The sequence below is a fragment of the Draconibacterium sediminis genome, from assembly GCF_000949475.1.
Taxonomy (GTDB): domain Bacteria; phylum Bacteroidota; class Bacteroidia; order Bacteroidales; family Prolixibacteraceae; genus Draconibacterium; species Draconibacterium sediminis.
In genome coordinates this window covers 2,071,518-2,092,158 of record NZ_JRHC01000001.1, presented here as the reverse complement: position 1 = coordinate 2,092,158, position 20,641 = coordinate 2,071,518, and the positions used below count along the sequence as shown (strand labels likewise).

The 20,641-nt window shown below is 39.7% G+C and carries 14 protein-coding genes and 1 tRNA gene; 3 read left to right on the top strand and 12 right to left on the bottom strand.

Features of this window, described 5'->3' with window-relative positions; all coding sequences use genetic code 11:
• Positions 1–26 precede the first annotated feature (26 nt).
• From LH29_RS08140 to LH29_RS08130, 3 genes are all read left to right on the top strand, one after another.
• The gene (locus tag LH29_RS08140) at positions 27–356 is read left to right on the top strand and encodes a hypothetical protein (RefSeq protein WP_045027571.1); all 330 of its coding nucleotides are present in this window, start codon (positions 27–29) and stop codon (positions 354–356) included.
• A 99-nt stretch (positions 357–455) separates the two neighbouring features.
• Positions 456–544 (top strand) — tRNA-Leu (locus LH29_RS08135).
• Between the two features lie 207 nt (positions 545–751).
• Positions 752–1,621 (top strand): SOS response-associated peptidase, encoded by an 870-nt coding sequence (locus tag LH29_RS08130; RefSeq protein ID WP_045027568.1) that lies wholly within the window; start codon positions 752–754, stop codon positions 1,619–1,621.
• Between the two features lie 22 nt (positions 1,622–1,643).
• Here the strand turns inward: LH29_RS08130 and LH29_RS08125 are convergent, their stop codons facing one another.
• The 12 genes from LH29_RS08125 to LH29_RS08070 form a co-directional block, all read right to left on the bottom strand.
• Positions 1,644–2,360, bottom strand: a complete 717-nt coding sequence (locus LH29_RS08125; protein WP_045027565.1) for a GNAT family N-acetyltransferase — start codon at positions 2,358–2,360, stop codon at positions 1,644–1,646.
• A 32-nt stretch (positions 2,361–2,392) separates the two neighbouring features.
• Positions 2,393–3,100, bottom strand: coding sequence for a hypothetical protein (locus LH29_RS08120; protein ID WP_045027563.1), 708 nt, complete (start codon positions 3,098–3,100; stop codon positions 2,393–2,395).
• 568 nt (positions 3,101–3,668) lie between these two features.
• Entirely contained in the window at positions 3,669–5,450 is a 1,782-nt protein-coding gene (locus LH29_RS08115; protein WP_157493617.1) for an L-fucose isomerase, read from the bottom strand.
• 209 nt (positions 5,451–5,659) lie between these two features.
• Positions 5,660–6,340, bottom strand: a complete 681-nt coding sequence (locus LH29_RS08110) for a DUF2490 domain-containing protein (RefSeq protein WP_045027561.1) — start codon at positions 6,338–6,340, stop codon at positions 5,660–5,662.
• Between the two features lie 23 nt (positions 6,341–6,363).
• Positions 6,364–8,850, bottom strand: coding sequence for an outer membrane protein assembly factor BamB family protein (locus tag LH29_RS08105; protein ID WP_052670687.1), 2,487 nt, complete (start codon positions 8,848–8,850; stop codon positions 6,364–6,366).
• Positions 8,851–8,941: 91 nt separating this feature from the next.
• Positions 8,942–9,775: an inositol monophosphatase family protein gene (locus LH29_RS08100; RefSeq protein WP_045027559.1), complete on the bottom strand. Its 834-nt coding sequence runs from the start codon at positions 9,773–9,775 to the stop codon at positions 8,942–8,944.
• A gap of 61 nt (positions 9,776–9,836) precedes the next feature.
• Positions 9,837–11,501 carry a ribulokinase gene (locus tag LH29_RS08095; protein WP_045027556.1) on the bottom strand — a complete coding sequence of 555 codons (1,665 nt, stop codon included), beginning with the start codon at positions 11,499–11,501 and terminating at the stop codon, positions 9,837–9,839.
• Between the two features lie 80 nt (positions 11,502–11,581).
• The gene (locus LH29_RS08090; protein ID WP_045027553.1) at positions 11,582–13,210 is read right to left on the bottom strand and encodes a beta-N-acetylhexosaminidase; all 1,629 of its coding nucleotides are present in this window, start codon (positions 13,208–13,210) and stop codon (positions 11,582–11,584) included.
• A 17-nt stretch (positions 13,211–13,227) separates the two neighbouring features.
• Complete coding sequence (locus LH29_RS08085) at positions 13,228–15,273, bottom strand: glycoside hydrolase family 172 protein (protein WP_045027550.1); 2,046 nt, start codon at positions 15,271–15,273, stop codon at positions 13,228–13,230.
• Between the two features lie 36 nt (positions 15,274–15,309).
• Entirely contained in the window at positions 15,310–17,064 is a 1,755-nt protein-coding gene (locus LH29_RS08080) for a glycoside hydrolase family 172 protein (RefSeq protein WP_052670686.1), read from the bottom strand.
• Positions 17,065–17,066: 2 nt separating this feature from the next.
• Entirely contained in the window at positions 17,067–18,557 is a 1,491-nt protein-coding gene (locus LH29_RS08075) for a glycoside hydrolase family 172 protein (RefSeq protein WP_045027548.1), read from the bottom strand.
• On the bottom strand, positions 18,554–20,620 hold the full coding sequence (locus LH29_RS08070) for a glycoside hydrolase family 172 protein (protein ID WP_198152376.1): 2,067 nt from the start codon (positions 20,618–20,620) through the stop codon (positions 18,554–18,556). The genes LH29_RS08075 and LH29_RS08070 overlap by 4 nt, the downstream gene beginning before the upstream one ends.
• Positions 20,621–20,641: the final 21 nt, after the last annotated feature.

Genomic DNA, 20,641 nt, shown 5'->3' with positions numbered 1-20,641 from the left:
GGTTTTCTTTGGGCAAAATTAGGTACATGAGAGTTTTATTATTTATTGTTGCTGTAATTATTATGGTATCGTGCAGCTCGCAACGAAATCTGCAAAAAACATATATCGGAAAACCGTTGTCGTCGTTAGAATCGGAATTGGGAAAACCTCAAACCGTTTTTAACAAAGAAAGTGGTGACATTTATATTTTTGAAAAAGTGGAAATGTTGGAAAGCACTGAAATCAGCCAGCATAAACTTACGCTTGACCCGATGGTGACACCAAAGGTGAAAAAAACATCGCGCTACACAGTTACCGTTGTTGATGAAGTGATTACGAAAATAGAGCTGGAAGAACAATACGATCGCAACAATTGATTACAACCGAAATCTGCTGATAACTGCAAAAAAACAAATTGTATTAATTAGGTTTAAAGAAATTTTATAGTTTTGCAGGCACGTTCAAAAAAAATTATTGCCCAGGTGGTGGAATTGGTAGACACGCAAGGTTGAGGGCCTTGTGGGAGAATTTTCCCGTGCAAGTTCGAGTCTTGTTCTGGGCACCAAACAAAAAGGCAACCCGATGTATAACAAATAAATACGTCGGGTTTTCTTTTTCATCATACCCGAATACATACCCTCAAAGTCAATTAAGGGTGTTATTCAATACTCCCCTGCTCTATCACCATAAACAAAGATTCAAAAATTATTAATTCGTTGCAAGGATATTTTCTCTACCTTATCAGAACAGCTTTGATAATAATAATATCACGATGTTCGACCGATACATTTTAGCCAGTAGCTACCAAAGAATCCGATCCAAGTTCGACATGGCATCATTGCCGGAAGGAGAAGAATACATCCCATCATATAACATTGCCCCGGGTCACACCGCTTACGTAATCATACCTGGCTTAAACGAATCTCCAGAAAGGAACGGTATGAATCCGGTATTGAAAGCCTTTTTTGAAGAAAGGAAGCCATCCAAAGTCATCAGGTCGTTTAATTTTGGCTTACAGGGCGTAGAAAAGAATACCGTGAACTTCATCCGGGCAGAAGGAGATCGTAACCAGAGCAACGATCCACATTACACAGGATCAAAAGCCATCTTCCTTAAACCGCATTACAAAAAGATCATTCGGGAACAACGATGCCTGGTTCTTGCTGATGCCTTTATTGTTGGCATTGATAAACGACCATACCTGGTTTATATGAAGAATAAGAAACGACCATTCGGCTTTGCCGGACTATGGAATAAAGCTAACGATACAGATGGAAATGAAATATACTCGTTTGGCATATTAACAACGGTCGCTAATCCGTTGATCAGAAAGCTGGGATACGACCGGATGCCAGTGATAATCCCTGAGTATAGTGAAAGGCGTTGGCTATCAATATCCAACACCTTGTCGCAGGTTCTTGATATGCTTAAACCTTATCCGGCACATCTCCTGAACGCTTATCCTGTTTCTGAGAGTATCAGCAATCCGGCTAATAATGATTTGTCGGTGATTCAGCCAGTCGGTAGGCGGCTATATAGCGAAAAGCTGGAGCCTCTTTCCAGGAAACGTGTAAAGCCTGTTCGTGAGCCGATGGATTCTCCTACCATGGGAGAAGTTGCCAAAATGGGGAGGGAGGGATGATTTAGTTGCAATTTATTATTGATTATTCAACTAAGTTCTCAATGTACATAAATGAATCAAAAATAACAGGGAAATTGGTTGTTGAAAAACGTTTTACTTTACCTTCTTTTATAATCTTACCATTCTGTGTCCACCTTAAATTCCAGTTCTCATTACAAGGCTGGATTATTGGTTCTAACAGTTTGCTGTTTTCAATATTCCAACTCCAACATGGAGGAACTTCGTCTTTTTGAAATGGCTCAACGTCCCAAAGTTCCAGCTTATTCAATTCATTTGGACTTTCTGTCACTTCTGTGAAGGAGATCAAAGGTTTGTAAAATCGAAGGTCAGGCTCGGAGTAACCTCTTTCTGGAAATTTTAGAAATCCTAAACCTCTCCAAAAACGTTCTGATTCAACTGGTTCGCAAAATAGCGAAACTGCTTTAAATTTTTGAATCTTGAACTCATCGGCTACTTGTTTAAAGAAAATTTTACCATATCCTTTACCGCGATACTTTCTTTGAATTTCAAATATGTCTATTTCAACGGATATTTCATCAGGAGAATAAACTAAGAAGCCTATTATCTTGTCTCTTAAATTAAAAGAGATCATTCTGTTTAGGCTGTATGATCTTACAATAGTACTCCAATTACAGTAAAATCCTTCTCTATATTTCTTATTCTCAGATGAAAGCCATTCTCCAATAACTTTCAAATCTGTTTCCGTAGGTGTCAAATTTATCGTCAGTTCATTCTTCATGAGTTTTAATTGTCATCAGTTTAAATATTAGCTTAGCCTATTCTCCTTTTACGCTTGATTTCTTCAATCTTCCGGGTCTGTTCATCCCAATACTCCTTGGCAGTAGCATCTTCCCAACCACCATATTCATATAGCCGACATAGCACATCGCGTATTCCATCGCCATAAGGCATTTCATCTTCAATTAACCAATTCTGCTCGCTTTTACGATTCATGAACCACCAGGGAAATGATATAGCACGGTTGTAATCACTAATTTGAATATATGGTTCCCCGATATGCCTCTCTGGATCACCCGTTAATAGTTGTTTTATCGCAATTTCCCTGGCTTCGGTAACTTTCATGTCACCAGTAAGAATATCATCCAAAAGATAAGCTGCACGGACTTCCAACATATCGCAATACCAGTGCAGGTGTTCATCCCAAAGTAACTTGTAGTAGAAATCCAGATGATCCGCTTTCAAAATTCCGGCAATAATCTGCCCAGTTTCGTTTAGTGTTCCATAAAGATCGCGTCCTCCTGGTTCCGGCATTCCAATGCGGTGCATTGCTTCAATATACAAGTCTAATGTGCTTGCATTGTTAATACGTCTTATGTCCCATATTGAATTGGTGCCGTAAATAGTATTTACCTCATAAAAGCTGCCCTGCCACGAGTATAGCTTTATTTCGTGGTGGTGGAATACTCGTCTGGCGAGGTATTTTGCATCGTCGGGGATGTGCTTGTTTTCAATATCCATAATGATGATAATTGGATTATTAAGTTACAAAAACTGACTATTATTTTCTATTGCAAAGTGGACATTGTTTAAAAGTTCTTTGATATTATGATTAGGGGTGTCAGAAGTTTTAACAACTCTATTTTTACATCCTAACAATCAACCAATCGTACAATTTTTGTTATATTAATACCTTCCATGGGTAAGACACAAAAAAGCCGGATATTAGTCCGGCGTTAATAAATATTTTTCTTTTAGGGAATAAAGGAAAGTTATAAAATATTAATTAAAAGGTATTTACCAAATACGTTTAATACTTTGATTATGGTTTGAATATTTGCTCAGGTTGTGTCAGCCTTTTGACAGGAAATTTGATACATCGTTACTCCCACTCTCTAAGCAAAATAATCATTGTTCCAGTAAATCTAATCAATCTCATTTTGGTAGGTGCTATGTGGATATTTCGGTTAAATAGCTTTTCTTTCAATCCAAGTAAATAATAGTTCAGGAACAACTCTTATATATAAAACCAAAACATTATGAGAAAGGCCATAAACTCAAAACAGCCTTTCTCATAAATTAAGTCAAACTATTTATACAGCGGGCCAAAAGTTTCGCATGCGCGATAATCTGCTCCTTCTTTATCTTCGCCAAAACCATTCCATGCGCTTGGACGGAATATCTTATCTTCGTCCACATTATGCATGCATACAGGAATTCGTAAAATAGAAGCAAGTGTAATTAAATCTGCTCCAATATGTCCGTATGATATTGCACCATGATTTGCGCCCCAGTTCGCCATTACAGAATAAACATCTTTAAATGCACCTTTTCCAGTCAATTTAGGAACGAACCATGTTGTTGGCCAGGTTGGATTGGTACGTTCATCAAGAATTGCATGTACTTCATCTTCCAATTCAACCGTAAATCCTTCTGCAATTTGAAGAACAGGTCCAAGACCTTTCACCAGATTTACACGACTCATGGTTACAGGCATCTCTCCAGCAGTTTTAAACTGGCTTGAGAAACCTCCACCTCGGAAATATCCTTTATCTCCCGGGCAGAAGCGGGTATTCTCCAAACAGGCGTTTACATCTTGTTCTGTTATATCCCAATAAGGTTTCATTACAGGATTGCCATTGGCATCTTTTTGTTGTGCGGTAGCATCCATGGTTGTAGACCCCGAATTAATCAAGTGAATAATACCATCTTTTGCTTTTCCCCTCAATTCTTTTCCTGTTACACGTTTTACCGAATCCGGACTCCAATAGGTGCGTACATCTGAGAAAATTTGTGCAGTATTACTAAGCAAGTGCCCAAACAGCATCGGAACTGCATTTAAACTGTCGTTCTCCGTAGCAAATACAAATGCCTGACGAATGCCATTCCAGTCAAATGAAGTGTTTAAAATTGTTTCAGAGAAATCACCGTTAGGATAATAATCGGTCCACTGGCGTTGGCCCTGGAAACCACCAGCAATAGCATTTCGACCATGAGCTTCTTCGCCAAAACCAAGTTCTTTTAAACGAGGATTACCTATCATCAGGTCGCGCATAATCAGCGTCATTTTCACAACGACTTCCCACTCCCAGTCTTTTCTCTCACGATCAGATTGTTGTTCCGGTACATTATAATCATCACCCTCGATAATATTCTCCTTCGTCCAGGCCAAAGCTTTTTCGTATTCGACCGGATCATAAATTCCCTCGTCCAAACGACGTTTTATTTCTATTGAATCAACAAATTCGGTCCGCATTCCCAAATATTCCTGAAAGAACTCAGGATTTACCATTGAACCGGCAATACCCATCGATGTATATCCCAACGACAGATATGATTTTCCTTTCATTTGAGCTACAGCCAATGCGGCCTTTACAAAGCGAAGTATTTTTTCCTGCACATCTCCAGGAATCGTCTCATCTCCTGCATCTTGAACATCTCGGCCATAAATACCGAAAGCTGGTAGACCTTTCTGTGTATACCCAGCCAATGCTGCAGCCAAATAAACTGCACCGGGACGTTCTGTTCCGTTAAATCCCCATACGGCTTTAGGAATTAACGGAGTAGAATCCATTACTTCCGTACCATAGCACCAACAGGGAGTTACCGTTAAGGAAACACCAACGCCTTCTCGCTCAAATTTATCAGCACAAGCTGCGGCTTCGGCAACTCCTCCAATAGTAGTATCAGCAATAACACATTCCACCTTTTCACCACTTGGAAAACGCAAATTTTCTTCGATCAACTTTGCAGCATTTTTTGCCATTTTCATGGTTTGCAACTCAAGCGATTCGCGCACTCCTCTTTCACGCCCATCAATTACTGGGCGGATTCCAATTTTAGGAAGTCTTCCTATTAATCTGTTAGTCATATTTTAAATTTATTTTGCAAAGTTTTTACTTGTTACTCGAACACATTATCCGATCTACACAAGGTTTTATTATTTATATATCACACGTATTACGTTCACTATTCTGATCATCCAGAACATCCAAAAGCTCTCTGGTTATAGTATAATTCAGTCGAAAACTACATATACTCCCCTGATCTGAAATAATCTTGGTTCCCTCATCATATCATCTATATTTTTGAAAGTTCCAATCCAAGACATATTCCACATATCAAATTATTCTTTGACATTCTCCCATGCAATTTTGTCTGAATCAAAAAGTAAGCAGATGGCTCAATAATTCCCTTTTTCCCGATAATCCCCAAATAACTCCTTATTCTTGAGATTCGTCCTTCACTCACAAACAGTTCTTCTTGAACGTATGGATTCAAATTCCAAGTGGTAATATTTAGGATGGGTAAAACTTTTACATCAGTCCTATAACGAAATCTGGTAGGAATTTTCTCAAAATGACGCATTTCAAATCTGTGCCTATTTTTTATCCTCCAAATTCCGACATTTTTTCTTCCGCCAATCCGTAACATAGGTCTGTTTTCATAAGTCCAAATGCCTTCTGTTTTAATGTATTCTTGTCGATAAATCGCCTCAGCCTCTAACCAATTATTGACTTTATACTTCACACCTCCTTCTATAAACCAATCATATTTACCCACCGGAAATGCGTATAAGTTATTCAACAACAGCCCAAGTGTAATCCTCTCATTTGGTGACGAGTAGACATATAACTCCTGCCAAAACTCATCAAAACCATTACTCTCTTCATGTTTTTCACCTACTGATCGAAGCGGGAATAAGAAAATTACAAATAACAGTGCAGTTGAAAAGAGCCTATGCTTCTTGATTCTTGCCATACGACTTCAGTTTCTCAATGAATTTAATTCAGATAAAAACAGTAAACATTCCCAGCAAAATCAGCCACGTAAACCTGATTCTCATTGGAAGCCGCAGAAGACATAACTGGAACACCGAGTGACTTCTTCCAAATTAATTTTCCACTCTCGCTATTCAACAAATATATATTTCCGTCCATGGCACCAAAGAAAACTTTATCACACAGTATAAGCGGTGATGATTCAATTGACTGTTGATTATCGGAAAAATAAGACGGGGTATAAAAGATAGCCGGTTCAACTTCAAATATCCATTTGCGGCTGGAAGTATTCCGATCAAAAGCACCTATTCCAGGATGTGCACTACCTAAGATCCATAAGCTATCAGCAAGTACAGGTGTCGAATTTCCGGCGTGTCTCATTCCAGTCTTCATCACGTTTTTTGTAACACCTGTTTTCACATCCAACTCCACTAATTTATCTTCAATGGTGGCCCATAAACTGCCCTGATTGTAGCTTAATGTTCCATCCCTGTATCTGAGGCCCTCATCCTTTCTTGTCCAGAGGAGTTTCCCCGTTAAGGCATTATGCCCGTATAAAGCACGCCAATGCGATGACGTTACCAATACGCCATCTGCTAATGTCATTGTTGGCACAGAACCCTCTCCTCCATTCCAGGCCTCATTCTTCCATATCAAGGATCCATCTTCGACTTTTATCGCACACAGAGAACTTCCAAAACCAGTATAAATGATTTCACCATCAGTGACTAATCCAGAAACAAAACCAGGCAAACGATTATAGCCTAAATCCTTTTTCCAAACCAGTTCACCCGATTTAGTATTTAGAGCATAAGTTATACCCTGCATATCTGTCGCTACGACTATGCCCTTAGCTACAACAAGCGTATTTTTTATTGAATTATCCGGTTGATATCGCCAGATAATTTCGCCACTGATTGCATTAAGTCCAACAATCGCACAATTTTCGGCATTGTTATCATCAAATGTGGCCATAAATACTTTGTCATCATAAATGACCGGCGAAGTCATGTAAATATTACTACCTAGGTTAGTACTCCAGACAAGCTTTGGTGCTTCTGTTGATGCATTGGAATGTCTGTTATGCATAGCATTTCCCAAAAAATTAATCCAGTTGTCCCCTTTGTTGGCATCCACTGACTTTCTATTTAATGTAAAAGGAACTTGTTTAACCAGCACTTCTCCCCCCTTAAGGAAAGCATTCACAGTCAGCGTATATTCTCCATCCTGATAATCTTGAACAGACCATTGTGCTTGCCAGTTCCAATCTGAGGACTGTTGCATAGTCTTCCAATGTTCTAAGTCATCGAGGTCATGCCAGTCTGGATAATCACCGGATACCCATATCCGATAATTAACCCTTTGAACCTCTGCTCCACTGTGATAAATATTAACAGATACTCCTAATTCTGAATCATCTTTCAGCAACAGGTCATTGCCAATCGGTGCAACCACTTCAATCTTTCGGTTCACATAAGTCCAGCGCAGCGTCGAGCTAATATTGCCATTTTCATCAATGTTAACAACACGATATGATGATGGAGAGTGATCTATTCCTCCTTTCGCAGCCACTGCTGTTCCGTATGAAATTACTGGCTCATTGCCTCCGTGATTCTTCACCATGTTATTATGCCAATGCCCATATAGCCATGCCTTCAAATTATAGTTATTGAAATTTATCGAATCAGTTTTATTAATTTGAAAAACAAAGTGCTCATCATCAGTCAGCAAGTCGTGATTAAAGATAATTTTTGGTTGAGCCGATTCATACTTGCCTAACAATGCTTTTAACCAACGGCCAATATCCTCATGAGTGAACGATGGTTTATGATCACCTCTCATCATGGGTGTTACTACAAAAAGGGTATTTCCTTCTTCAAAAGCATACCAGGCTGGCCCAAAACACTTTTCATAAAATTGCTCACCATACTGTCCTTCTACCATATCATGATTCCCCAAACAATAGTATACCGGCACTCCCATAGTGTTTGAAGTGATATTTTCAGAATGCCACCGCATCCCCCGTTTATAGCAGATATCTCCCGTGTGTACGATAAAAGCAGATTGATTTACATCAGCATACTCACGCACATTATTCACCCACTCTTTGTATTCAAAAGTTTCAGTATCTGAAATTTGCACAAAGTTTACCTTTTGTCGCACCCGTTTTGCAGACATAGCAAAATCATAATCCTTTCTTTTTTCACTGATGGGTAAATACCAATCATTACAGGAATAATTTGAGGGTTGATATACAGTTATGAACCTGCTTTTCTTCCATCCAGGAAGAATAAAACGTCCATTTTTATCCGTTACAACAACGTTAAATCCATCTGAGACTTTAATCCCGGCTATCCCCTTTTCATTCTTGTCCTGAGTACCACTCTTGTTAATATCGTCAAAAACGTGTCCTTCAAATCCTTTTGTAACTGCTCCCTCTGAGACAAAAAAGAGCAGGTTTAAGCTCAAAATAATCAGTACTCTATTCATTACTGTTTAGTTATGTAAATCGCTTTTCTTATTTGTTTAATGGCAATCACTTTTTCAATGCGTTTCATGATGTTACGAGTTACAATTAAGTTCATTCAACACTTAGCTTTTTACCGTAGCATATTTTATCAACAATCGACACAAATTCATTAAATATTAATTGATTGGAAGCGATAAGTGTTCCATTCTTTAGGTAATCTTCTTTCCCATTAAAATCGCAGACATTGCCACCTGCTTGCTTTACAATAAGAATTCCCGCAGCCATATCCCAAGGGCTTAATCCCGACTCATAACGTCCGTCATAGCGCCCACACGCAACATAAGCCAAATCAGTAGCTGCAGAACCACTCTGCCTTAAGCCATGAGTATTATATTGGAAATGATTAAATAGATCCATCAATTCTGAATAATGATATACATAATTATGTGGTCTCCCAGTTGCTATTAAAGCATCTGAAACCCACTCCACAGATGAAACATGTATTCTCGCTCCATTCAAATATGCACCACCATCTTTCCAGCTATAAAACGATTCATTTCTTGTGATTTCATGGATGACTCCTACAATTATTTCCTGATCTTTTTGCAAGGCTACACTTATGGCATAAGGAGTAGAGCCATGTATAAAGTTTGAAGTACCATCTAGAGGATCAATAATCCAGCAATAACCGTTACCGTCCCCCTGATCTATCGTTTTTTCTTCTGTGATGAAGTTTGCACCAGGGATAACATATGAAAGTTCTTTTACTAAGAGTCTTTCCGACTCTTTATCCACATACGAGAAAAAGTCATTTACATTTTTGGTTTCTATATCCTGCCGCTGAAAGTTATTACTCTCATTTTTGATATAATTGGCAACTTCAGAGACAATTTCTCTAACAGTTTCAGTAATTGACTTCAAGTTCTTTCGGTCACTATTTTTCATCGTCTTATAATGATCTAATTAGTCTAGAAGATCCAAATCTAAATGGCATATCCACCTAGTATTAAACTTGGTTTTCAATAAAAGATCCAAGATTCTTGTAATCCTCGTAAAGCATTTTGTACTTCTCAACATTCTCAGGAATTGGGTGATATTCCATTTCAATACCACTACCCATATTTTTCTGAGCTTCTGCAATGTTTGAATAAACACCGGAAGCGACAGCAGCAGCCATTGCAGTACCCAAGGCACAAGCTTGTTCCGAGCGGGCAACCTTGATTGGCATGTCTAAAACATCAGCAATAATTTGCATTACCAGTTTCGATTTCTTGGCCACACCTCCTAAAGCAATTACACCATCGATACGAACACCTTCAGCAATAAAACGGTCGTTGATAGCTTTTGAGCCAAAGGCAGTAGCTTCAACTAATGCACGGAATATACGTGGAGCATCCGAGCCCAGATTTAATCCGGTAATGGCACCTTTTAAGGCCTGATTGGCATCAGGAGTACGACGACCATTCATCCAGTCGAGCGCTACAATTCCGCTTTCAGCAATCGGTATTTTTTCTGCTTCAATACTTAATTTAGCAATGATTTTATATGAAGTCTCCTCAATCAGTTTCTGCTTGGTTGCTTCATCAATCAATTCACTTTCAGCCAGAATATTTTTTAGCGGCCACTCCAACAAACGTTTAAACCAGGCATAAATATCACCAAACGCTGACTGTCCAGCTTCCAATCCCATCATTCCTGGAATAATTGAACCATCAACTTGTCCGCAAATTCCGTTTATAAATTTATCACCAACTTCTTCCATCGGCGCAATCAACATGTCGCAGGTAGAAGTTCCCATTACTTTTGAAAGATAATAAGGCTCAATTTCTGCTCCAACGGCACCAAGATGTGCATCGAATGCACCTACACCGATAACAACATCAGTTGATAGACCTAATTTTTCAGCCCACTCAGCAGATAATTTTCCGGCAGCTACATCGCAGGTAAATGTTTCTTTGTAAAGTCTGTCTTTTAAACCCGAAAGTAGCGGATCAAGTTCTACTAAAAATTCTTCGGCAGGTAATCCGCCAAAAGCTTCGTGCCACATTGCTTTATGACCGGCAGCACAACGACTGCGTTTTAAAGTTTTTGGATTTGTATCTCCGGTTAAAACAGCGGAAATCCAGTCACAATGTTCCACCCACGAATAGGCTGCACGATACACACCTGCATCTTCGCGAATTACATGTAACAATTTAGCCCAAAACCACTCTGAAGAATAGATTCCACCTTCAAATTTGGTGAAATCAACGTCCCATTTTTTAGCCAGTTCGTTAATTTGAACAGCTTCTTTAACAGCGGTGTGATCTTTCCATAAAACAAACATGGCATTTGGATTCTCCTCAAAACCAGGAGTCAACGCAAGTGGTGTTCCCTTTTCATCAACTGCAACTGGAGTAGAACCGGTGGTATCAACCGAAATTCCAACTACATTTTCCGCGACACCTTCGGGGCACTGCTTTAAAGCCTCAACTATAGTATATTCCAGTCCTTCCAGATAATCTTTTGGGTGCTGACGAAATTGATTGTTTAGCGCATTGCAATATTTTCCATCCTTCCAACGTGGATATTCAAACACAACGCTGGCTAGCTCTTTTCCGTTTTCAGTATTTACAATTAGAGAACGTACAGAGTCCGAACCGTAATCCAATCCTATTGTATATTTTGTCATTACATGATTATTTTTATTAATACTCTTTATTTGTATTTGTTGGTAGCTATTTGCTTTTCAATCCTATTCTGTGAATCTTTTTAAAAATCCTTCTCTTCAAACTTCTCAGCAAATCCAATTCCCTGGCCTTTCCAATAATTCAATAACTGATTAAGATTTTTTCGAAATACCTTATAATTTTTTCGGGTGTTATTAGTCCAACCTACTTCGGCATAAGCAGCGATACGTGGGAATGTCTGCCTTTCAACATCTGAATAAGTCGGAGTCCATTCTGTCCACATCTGACACCCTAATCCATAAATATTTTCATGAAATTTCTCATCTAACCCTTCAGGAATTGGATTAAATGCATATGCTTTCTCCAAGCTAATAGATTTATAGCCATAATCGAGGTAGGTATTTGAGTGAAGTGCATTAACAATACCATACCCTTTTTTTGCAGCTTCAGTAGCTAAACCAAGATCACCTTTCCAAAAGTGAACAATCACATTTGGAGCCAATGAAGTTTCAGCATCCTTATCATCTTTTTTCTCTTCAAAACCTTGATGGACATTTTTCCCCATAATTTCGTTCCATCCCATCATTCTCCGACCTTGTTGTTCAATAAAATTGGAAATCTGATTAGTAAAGGCAATCTGCAAATCTGCAGGAGTTTTAATACCTTTCTCTTTCATATATTTCTGAACGTGCTCAGACTCTTCCCATACTTTATAACCAACTTCATCTCCCCCGATATGAATAACTTCTGATGGAAAAATCTCAAACATTTCTCCAAGTACATCTTTTACGAATTGAAACACTTCCGGTTTGGTTACATCATAATTATCATAATGCCTTCCAAATTTTACTGGTACATCTATATCTTTGCCTGCGGTACCCAACCAGGTATAAGCAGCAATAGCAGCACTGGAATGTCCGGGCATTTCAAACTCGGGAACTACAGTAATATTTCGTTCAGCTGCATAAGTCACAATATCTTTCATTTGTTCCTGGGTGTAAAAGCCGCCATGTGGCTCGCCTGCTGTCTTGCCACTACCCCAGCCCTCAATTTCTGAGTCATCTCTAAAAGCTCCGATTTCTGTCAGCAATGGATACTTTTTTATTTCCATCCGCCATCCTGCATCATCAGTCAAATGCCAATGAAAAACATTCATCTTTAGCAAAGCCATCTGATCCAATATCTTTTTCACAAATGCTTCCCCCATAAAATAACGAGATTCGTCAAGCATATAAGCCCTCCATTTGAACCTTGGCTTATCTTCAATGCGCACTCCTTCGACCAACCACTCTGCTCCCCTTTTATCTACACCACTATTTTTATTCATCAACTGACGTAGAGTCTGAATTCCATAAAATATTCCAATTGTAGTAGGAGCTGTTATTGCCAAGGAGTTTTTACCTGTTTCCAATAGATAGCCTTCATCACCCAATGTCTCCGCTAAACTTTCATCCAGCTTAAGAATTATCCCCTTGGTTCCTTTCATTTTTATTGCAGGCTTGGACAGCACTAGTGATTCAATAAGTTTCTGCAGATAATGCGCATTAGCCTGATTGGCATCATCTGCAACAATTATTGTTTTTGAATCTATAATAAACTCAACATTGACTTGCTCAACATTAAGAGGCTGCGGAATAACACTTCCATTCTGAGCAACAACACTTTTTGTAGACAAAGCCAAAACGAAAAAAGCTAATCTGATCAGTTTCATATATACTTTTATTTATTCTAATTATTAAATATTCGGTCTGCTAAAACAAGAATATAATCTAATCCAAACTTATTGGGACTTTCACCTGCACCATTAGCATCCTTTACAATCAGCTTTACAATGTTCTTTCCCTTCTTAATTCTTCCATTCTTGAAAAAAAGTTCTTTCAGACCTAATTCACTATTGTACAAATCAAGATCTTTGAAGATAAGATCTCCATTAAGCAATACGTCCGCCGTGGCATAGTCAGGAGCCTGCGTGAATACAGCTTTCAATTGCCCTTTTCGTTCTTTTTCTGAATAAAAGTAAACCTCCAATTCATCTCCCTTTTTAATACCCTGCCAAAGCAAATGATTGCGGGCACTCCAGTTATACGACAGGAACGCCTGAGTGATTACCTCTCCTCCAGTGATCCTACTGACTTTAAACCCCTCGCCTTCAAATCGCTCTGGAAATTTTACAGGAATCTTCACTCCGTCAACATCTTCCATCACCTCTACCCGGGCATCCTTTGTTCCATACCAAAAGGTAGTTGGGGAATAGTCTATTTGCGTATTGCCCCAGTGCCAGATCTCCATATCGAACTTTAATGATTGTTCGAATGGAATTACATCCAGCGAACGCCAGCGACTGTTCACCGTCAATCCGGGACTTCGGTTGCCATCACCACTAGGCTGAGCAATGAAAGGCAACGAAAAATCAACTACACTGCACCAGGCATAACCGTAATAATCTTCGGTACCTGTTCCAAAGGTAGACGGAAAGGATTCTCCATCCACATAGATTTTTTCATCACCTTCGCCCCACCAGTCATAACTATCATTAAAAAGGGTAAGCACATCACCCACATATTTCCCTTTACCGGAAATACTTACATAGTTTACATCCCTTTTCTCTGAAGTATTAAAATCGGGATAATTTCGCCAGTTGGCATGAAAATAGAGGCTTTGCCCATCCCAATTCCAGGCTTCGTAATGCATCTCCAGCATCACCAGTTCCACATCAACCTTACCGAAATTGTGTATCGTAATTTTTGCTGATTGTTGGAATGGCATAGGAAAAAACAAGCTCATTTCACCATTCTCTTCAACAGTGCTTAGCCAGGATTTACTGGGAGAAATTTTATAGCCTATACCAAACAGATCACCAACAGGCACCCAAACAGTAGGTTTGCCATCAAATTCCATGCTTATGACTGTTGAGCGCAGGGCCTGCTCTACCTGTTCTGCTTCCAGTTTTACAACCACTTTCTTAATGGCCTGCTCTCCTTCAATACTTGCCGACAATGATGCTCCCGGCTTCATCACACCTTTGAGCTGGGTAACTACACTCTGGTTTATCTGCGGTTCATTATGTCTCAATTTATTACTCACTTCAGCAATAATTTCACTGAATTTTCCACTATCCCAGTCACCTTTTGTGTAGCTCTCAACCAAGGTGCCGGGTTCATACTTTCGATAATTAATCTGATAATAAAGCACATCATTTATACTTTCATCTGCTTTCTGATAAGTCACTTTACAGTGTTTTGCATAGGGTAAAGGGAAATAAAGATTGTGACCAGAAAACCAACCACCATTCTCCAGAAAGGGTGATGTAGTTTGCGAAAGTGGCGCACCGACATATTTATTGGCTGAGATTATATCACTAATTTGACCTTCTATTTGAGGAATAGGACTATTGTCAAAATAGAACCGGAGTGTTCCCATTGAAAATTGCTGAGCGTGCCATGTGCTCCAAAAACGAACAATCGCTCCAGGGCCATCAACATCCATAAGAACATGCTCGATGCGCCCTCCAATGGTATCAGTACGAACATACTGACTGGCATCTGCATTATCGAACCATCCTTCCTCATCGGGAGCTATGGATTTTCGGGAGTAACTACTGGCCTGCTTCAATTTAAAATTATTCTGAGGGAGCTTAGCCAATCCATCCCGGTCGGTCATCTCTTTTAACAGTAAGTCGATGGTTACTATCTTTTCACCGGGTTTCCTTATGCAAGCTTGCCCAATAAATATGACAAAGACAAAACTGTAAATAATTAAAAATGATCGTCGCATTGTTGTGTTTATTTTTAGAGCTTATTGAAATTTCATTTACTCTTTTTCATTAAAATTTGAATACATTTTTTCAAAATCAAGCAACACCTGTTCCCTTGCTCCTTCATAATCCGGTTTTATATTCGTTTCGCCCCCAGGCATCATGTAATAAAAGGTAGTAGGTGCATAATTTACCCTAGCTTTATTCCAGTGCCAAAGCTCCATGTCAAATCGCAAACTTGTGTTAAATGGAAGCACATCCAATGCTCTGACTCTTGCATTAACAGTATAACCAGGAGTTAGATTCCCCTCACCTGAAGGTTGTGCAATGAATGGGTGTGAAAAGGATTCGGGCTTACACCAGGCATAACAATAATAATCTTCGGTACCTGTCCCAAAATGCGAAGGAAACACTTCTCCGTCAATGTATATTTTTTCATCACCTTCGCCCCACCAGCTCATAGAAAATGATCCATCTTCTTTCTTCCAGGTGGCTTTTCCAGGAGGTAAATTATCATTAAAAAGTGTTAGAACATCTCCAACGTAAATTCCTTTTCCTTTTAGAGATACAAAATTTACATCTTTAGTTCCATTACCTCCTAACATCCCTTTAGGAGTCCCTGTATCGTATTTGGTATACTGGTGCCATGAGGTATAAAAATGCATGGACTTATTGCTCCATTTATAGGCGGCAAATTGTATGGAACCGTTAATTCCAATGGTCTCTTCTCCGATATTTTCCACCGATATTTTACAAGCTTTCTCAAATGGCATGAGCCATTTAGAGGTCAGGTTACCATCCACACTTACTTTGTTATACCGTGTTTCGTAGGCATCTATTCGGTAGCCGGCACCAAAAAAATCACCTACGGGGGCCCAAACCGTTTGTTTTCCGTCGAATTCACATTTAATAATCAACGATCTTAACGATTGCGTTGGTTCATCCTCCTGGATACGCAGGTTTAACTCATTGATGGCTGCTCCTGCCTCTCTTTTCGATAGCACTTTTACGTCGCCAGGTGCTATTTGCATCTGAAAATTCTCAATCGCTTCTGATTCTGATTCTTCACGAAACCTACCTTCCAATAACATTTGATTGGTGGCTGCAATAAGCGATCTATTTTGAGCGATGGATTGATCCGTAAAACTCTCAATTTCTACCCCTTCTGCATAGGCTCTGTAATCAATATTGTAATATAAAATTTCACTCCCAGTCTCCCAGGGATTTCCATCCTTAATCAAATCCGATTGGTAAGTTATTTTACACGATTTGGCATAGGGTATTGGCAAGTATAAATTATGTCCACGTTCATCCGCTATTGTTTCCGGTGACACCGAACAGCTCAAAGGATACCCCACCTCCTTATTCTCTCCGATAAAACTTCTTATGGTCTGACTGATCACAGGTTTTTCATTACCATCAATATAAATGCGCAAAGTCCCTTGCCCCCTGTCCTTTCCGGCACCAGTCATCCAAAAATGTGTAATCGCTCCTGGTGATTTTTCATCCATCAACACATATTCTTTCCCGTTCTTCGTTTGCTCTACACCTTCCCATTGATTCATATCCCAGTTATGAAACCAGTTCTTTTCGGTTGGTGAGACACTTGATCGATCATAGCTACTCACATGTTTGGTAATAAATGCCGGCTTTGGATAACGGCTCAATTGTTCACGCGAGGTCATTTCCTGTAGCAGGGAGGTAACACTGACTACCTGATTATTCGCTTGATCGATTACCGTGCAGCCCAGAAAGAATACGGTCAGAGAAACACCAAACAAAAAATTTACGGTTTTAAATATTTTACTCATTGTTAATACTTTAAATAGTAAAACGCCACACTTCTATAATCTCCCACAATAGTATTGTTGGTGCCGTGCTCCACACTTACATGAATCGACTCCTTAAAAGGTACCGGATCTGAAAGATGCCAGCGATATGCCGAGGCTTTGCCAATTTCGTTCATACTAAATTGCGGAAATCCATGCAAAGGGAAACTGCCCGGATTATTTAATCTGCCCGGAACGGAATACCAACCACAGTTGAAGTAGTCTTCAGTTCCGGTTCCATGGATACGCATTTCTCCATCGCAAGTGAATACCTCATCCCCTTCAAGCCAAACAGGCAACTGCTCATCGCCATGGGTTTTGGCCTCGGTCATTAAAAAGGTACCCACATAGTGCCCCGCTCCTTTTGTATCGAGCAACAGAAAAGGTCGATCCACATCATTAGCCGGTAACGCTTCATTATAAAAAGCCGACAGGTAAAGCACCTCATCAGCGGTGTATTTTTCGATCTGGTAGCCAATCTTTACATCAAAGGCTTCGTCAGCGGCCTCAATTTCAATCCTTGCCCCCCGAGAGAATGGCATGGGAAGATAATTGTACAATCTATCATTTCTGAAGCCTGCCAATAATGATTGGTGCAAACAATGACGATCTGCAATTGCAAAAAACATATTCACCGGCACATCAACAGCCGGCTCCTTTTGCCCATCCCAAAAAATGCGGATTCTGCTGTTTAAAAGAGCCGTCAGTTTTTCAGGTGTTGTCTCTAGAAATAGCCTGCTGATCTGCCCCTGTACCCTACTTAATTCTACAAAGCCCTTACTTTCAGCGTTAATACTCAATGTTTGATGCTGCAGCTCATCTCCATCTGCCAGGCCAGTCAGTAACAACTGCCCTGCTGCTTTCAGTTGCTGATTGGCTTTGTCAATGTTTCTGCTCCGAAAGCTTACTACCTTTTTATCTCCTGTATATTCCTGTAGATTGATCTGATAAAAACGAACGCCTGTTCCCTCAACCTCAACACGGCAATAGTTGGAATATGGAATCGGAACATAACAATACCAGCCACCCAATCCTTTCCCAACCAATCCAGAAGGGAAGCCGGATTCTCTACCGTTAAAAATAGCCTCCAGTGGCAAATAAATGGTAGGCACGGTATGATTATCGATAAAAATCCGAATGTGTTCGTTTTCCAGGTTCAGCAATCCATCCCGGTGATGTTCGGAATGGGTGAACCAGATACGACTGATGTAACCAGCACCGGTAGCTTCGGCCAATACACTGTTCCCATTTTCAACCCGAAGTTGAGAGTAGGTTCCGGCGAATCCATCGTCATTACCACCACTACGATCATAACTACTGAACATATGTGCTTGCCAAGTCGACTTCTCCTTAGCCATCCGGGAAACGTCTGAAATTTCTTTGTATACGTCAATATTCGAGGAACATCCCTGCAATATCAGATAAATAATTACGAAACAGAACAAAACATTTCTCGACTTCAATCCTCGTTTCATTGATTTCTTTTAATTAATGAATAATCGATTATCAAATCACAGTTTCCAGCATCGTTTTTCTTCGATAGCAATTTCACAATTAATGAATTGGTGCGTTTCAGATTTACCGCATCCAATTCAAATATTTGAGGTAGCGTATTATTAAGATTACTGTCCCAGGTGAGGATTTTCCTTCCATTAAGCTCTATCTCGTAGATTCCATTCGCAACAGAAGAACCAAGGGCAATTTGAGTCATACGGCTATGAGCATCCGCATCAAATTCAAAAGTGCGGGTTTCACCCAACTCTCCATTTCGCCACATCATAGCAACGCCCCCTGATACACTATTATCATAAAAGCCATAGGTGTTTTTATCAACTCCGATAATACGCATATTTTCACCTTCCAGCTTACCATCTTCTGCTTCTGCTTTTAAAATATCAAACCGATCAAAAGCCAATTTTGCTTTCGCTCCTTCATAATCAGCAATACTATTATCTTTGCCGCCTGGAACCATATAATAGAATGTTGTTGGTGCAAAATTAAGTCTGGTTTTGGTCCAGTGCCACATCTCCATATCGAACTTGAGTGATTGGGCAAAAGGCATTGCATCCAGACCTCTGTAACGCATATTCACGGTCATATCGAACTTGAAATTACCTCCTCCAATGGGTTGCGACAGATAGGGGTGATTGAAAGGAGCATATTCACACCAGGCATATCCATAATAATCCTCAGTACCTGTTCCTATGATGGAAGGAAAAGTTTCACCATCCAGGTAAACTTTTTCATCACCTTCACCCCACCAGCTTTTCCAGTGACCGCCTAAGGACGTATTAAAGAGTGTAATCACATCTCCCACGTATACTCCTTTTCCGTTAAGTGTTACAAAGTTCATATCGAAACAACCTCCATAGCCAATACGCGCCTTGTTTTCTCCTGTTGAAAGAGCTGTAAACTGTTTCCAACTGGCATTAAAATACATTGAGTTTTGGGTCCAGCTGTACGGCTTTGTGGTTACATTACCCGATAACTGATAAGGTACATTTCCAATATTTTCGAATGATATACTACAGTTTTCCCGGTATGGCATGAGCCAGTAAACCGTCATACTTCCATCCTCTTTCACTTTGGTGTAGTAAGTTTCTGATGCATGAAGTTCATAACCTGTACCAAAAAAATCACCGATCGGACACCAAACTGTCTGAACACCATCAAATGTACACTTTACAATGATATCGCGCAATGCTCGTTTCAGATTAACTCCTTCTATCTTTACACTTAAACTACTGATTGCACGTCCTTCCTGATCTAACTTTATAGATGTCTCTTTCCCAATTGCCAGCGGAAGATTAAATATTTTCCCATCAGCCACAGAAGTCCCGTTTGAACTTAGAACCTTGTTCACTTCCTGAATCAAAACTTTGTTTTGCTCAATCGACTTATCAGAGAAACTTTCGACCCTGGTTCCTTTGGCATATTCCCGAGCATTAATACAATAGTATAAAGTTTCGTCTTTATTTACCGATCGCATCTCATAAGTCACTTTGCAGCTTTCTGCAAATGGAATGGGCAGATAAAGATTGTGCCCGCGCCGCATATAATTTGTTTGAGGTGACACAGACGAACTCAAAGGCGCGCCGACCTCATTTTTACTGACAAAGTCAATTAGCTTGGCTTCGATTATCGGTTTCGTGTTACCATCAAGGTAAATGCGCAAAGTTCCTGCACCATGGTTATTACCTGTTATCCAAAATCGAACGATAGAGCCAGCCCCCTGCATGTCCATCAATACACTTTCTTCACGTCCCTCGTTATTTTCTACCCTGATAAACTGGTCGCAATCGGAATTGGCAAACCAGGTAGAGTCATTGATGACATTTGAACGGCGATCGTAACTACTAAACTGCTTAAAAGTATAATACGGATCAGGGTAACGCGTTAGAGCATCACGGTTAATCATCTCATCCAACAAAGATCGAAAGGTAACTTCCCCCTTCTTGACATTTTTCTTTGATTTTGCTTCAACTACAACAGAGATAGCACAAAGAAAAAGGACAACAATTATAATTTTACGTAGCATGATGTTTATTTTTATCATTCT

What these genes read in the sequence shown, in the direction of transcription:
- LH29_RS08140 (WP_045027571.1), top strand. Translation starts at nt 27, where the DNA reads ATGAGAGTTTTATTATTTATTGTTGCTGTAATTATTATGGTATCGTGC.
- LH29_RS08130 (WP_045027568.1), top strand. Translation starts at nt 752, where the DNA reads ATGTTCGACCGATACATTTTAGCCAGTAGCTACCAAAGAATCCGATCC.
- LH29_RS08125 (WP_045027565.1), bottom strand. Translation starts at nt 2,360, where the DNA reads ATGAAGAATGAACTGACGATAAATTTGACACCTACGGAAACAGATTTG.
- LH29_RS08120 (WP_045027563.1), bottom strand. Translation starts at nt 3,100, where the DNA reads ATGGATATTGAAAACAAGCACATCCCCGACGATGCAAAATACCTCGCC.
- LH29_RS08115 (WP_157493617.1), bottom strand. Translation starts at nt 5,450, where the DNA reads ATGACTAACAGATTAATAGGAAGACTTCCTAAAATTGGAATCCGCCCA.
- LH29_RS08110 (WP_045027561.1), bottom strand. Translation starts at nt 6,340, where the DNA reads ATGGCAAGAATCAAGAAGCATAGGCTCTTTTCAACTGCACTGTTATTT.
- LH29_RS08105 (WP_052670687.1), bottom strand. Translation starts at nt 8,850, where the DNA reads ATGAATAGAGTACTGATTATTTTGAGCTTAAACCTGCTCTTTTTTGTC.
- LH29_RS08100 (WP_045027559.1), bottom strand. Translation starts at nt 9,775, where the DNA reads ATGAAAAATAGTGACCGAAAGAACTTGAAGTCAATTACTGAAACTGTT.
- LH29_RS08095 (WP_045027556.1), bottom strand. Translation starts at nt 11,501, where the DNA reads ATGACAAAATATACAATAGGATTGGATTACGGTTCGGACTCTGTACGT.
- LH29_RS08090 (WP_045027553.1), bottom strand. Translation starts at nt 13,210, where the DNA reads ATGAAACTGATCAGATTAGCTTTTTTCGTTTTGGCTTTGTCTACAAAA.
- LH29_RS08085 (WP_045027550.1), bottom strand. Translation starts at nt 15,273, where the DNA reads ATGCGACGATCATTTTTAATTATTTACAGTTTTGTCTTTGTCATATTT.
- LH29_RS08080 (WP_052670686.1), bottom strand. Translation starts at nt 17,064, where the DNA reads ATGAGTAAAATATTTAAAACCGTAAATTTTTTGTTTGGTGTTTCTCTG.
- LH29_RS08075 (WP_045027548.1), bottom strand. Translation starts at nt 18,557, where the DNA reads ATGAAACGAGGATTGAAGTCGAGAAATGTTTTGTTCTGTTTCGTAATT.
- LH29_RS08070 (WP_198152376.1), bottom strand. Translation starts at nt 20,620, where the DNA reads ATGCTACGTAAAATTATAATTGTTGTCCTTTTTCTTTGTGCTATCTCT.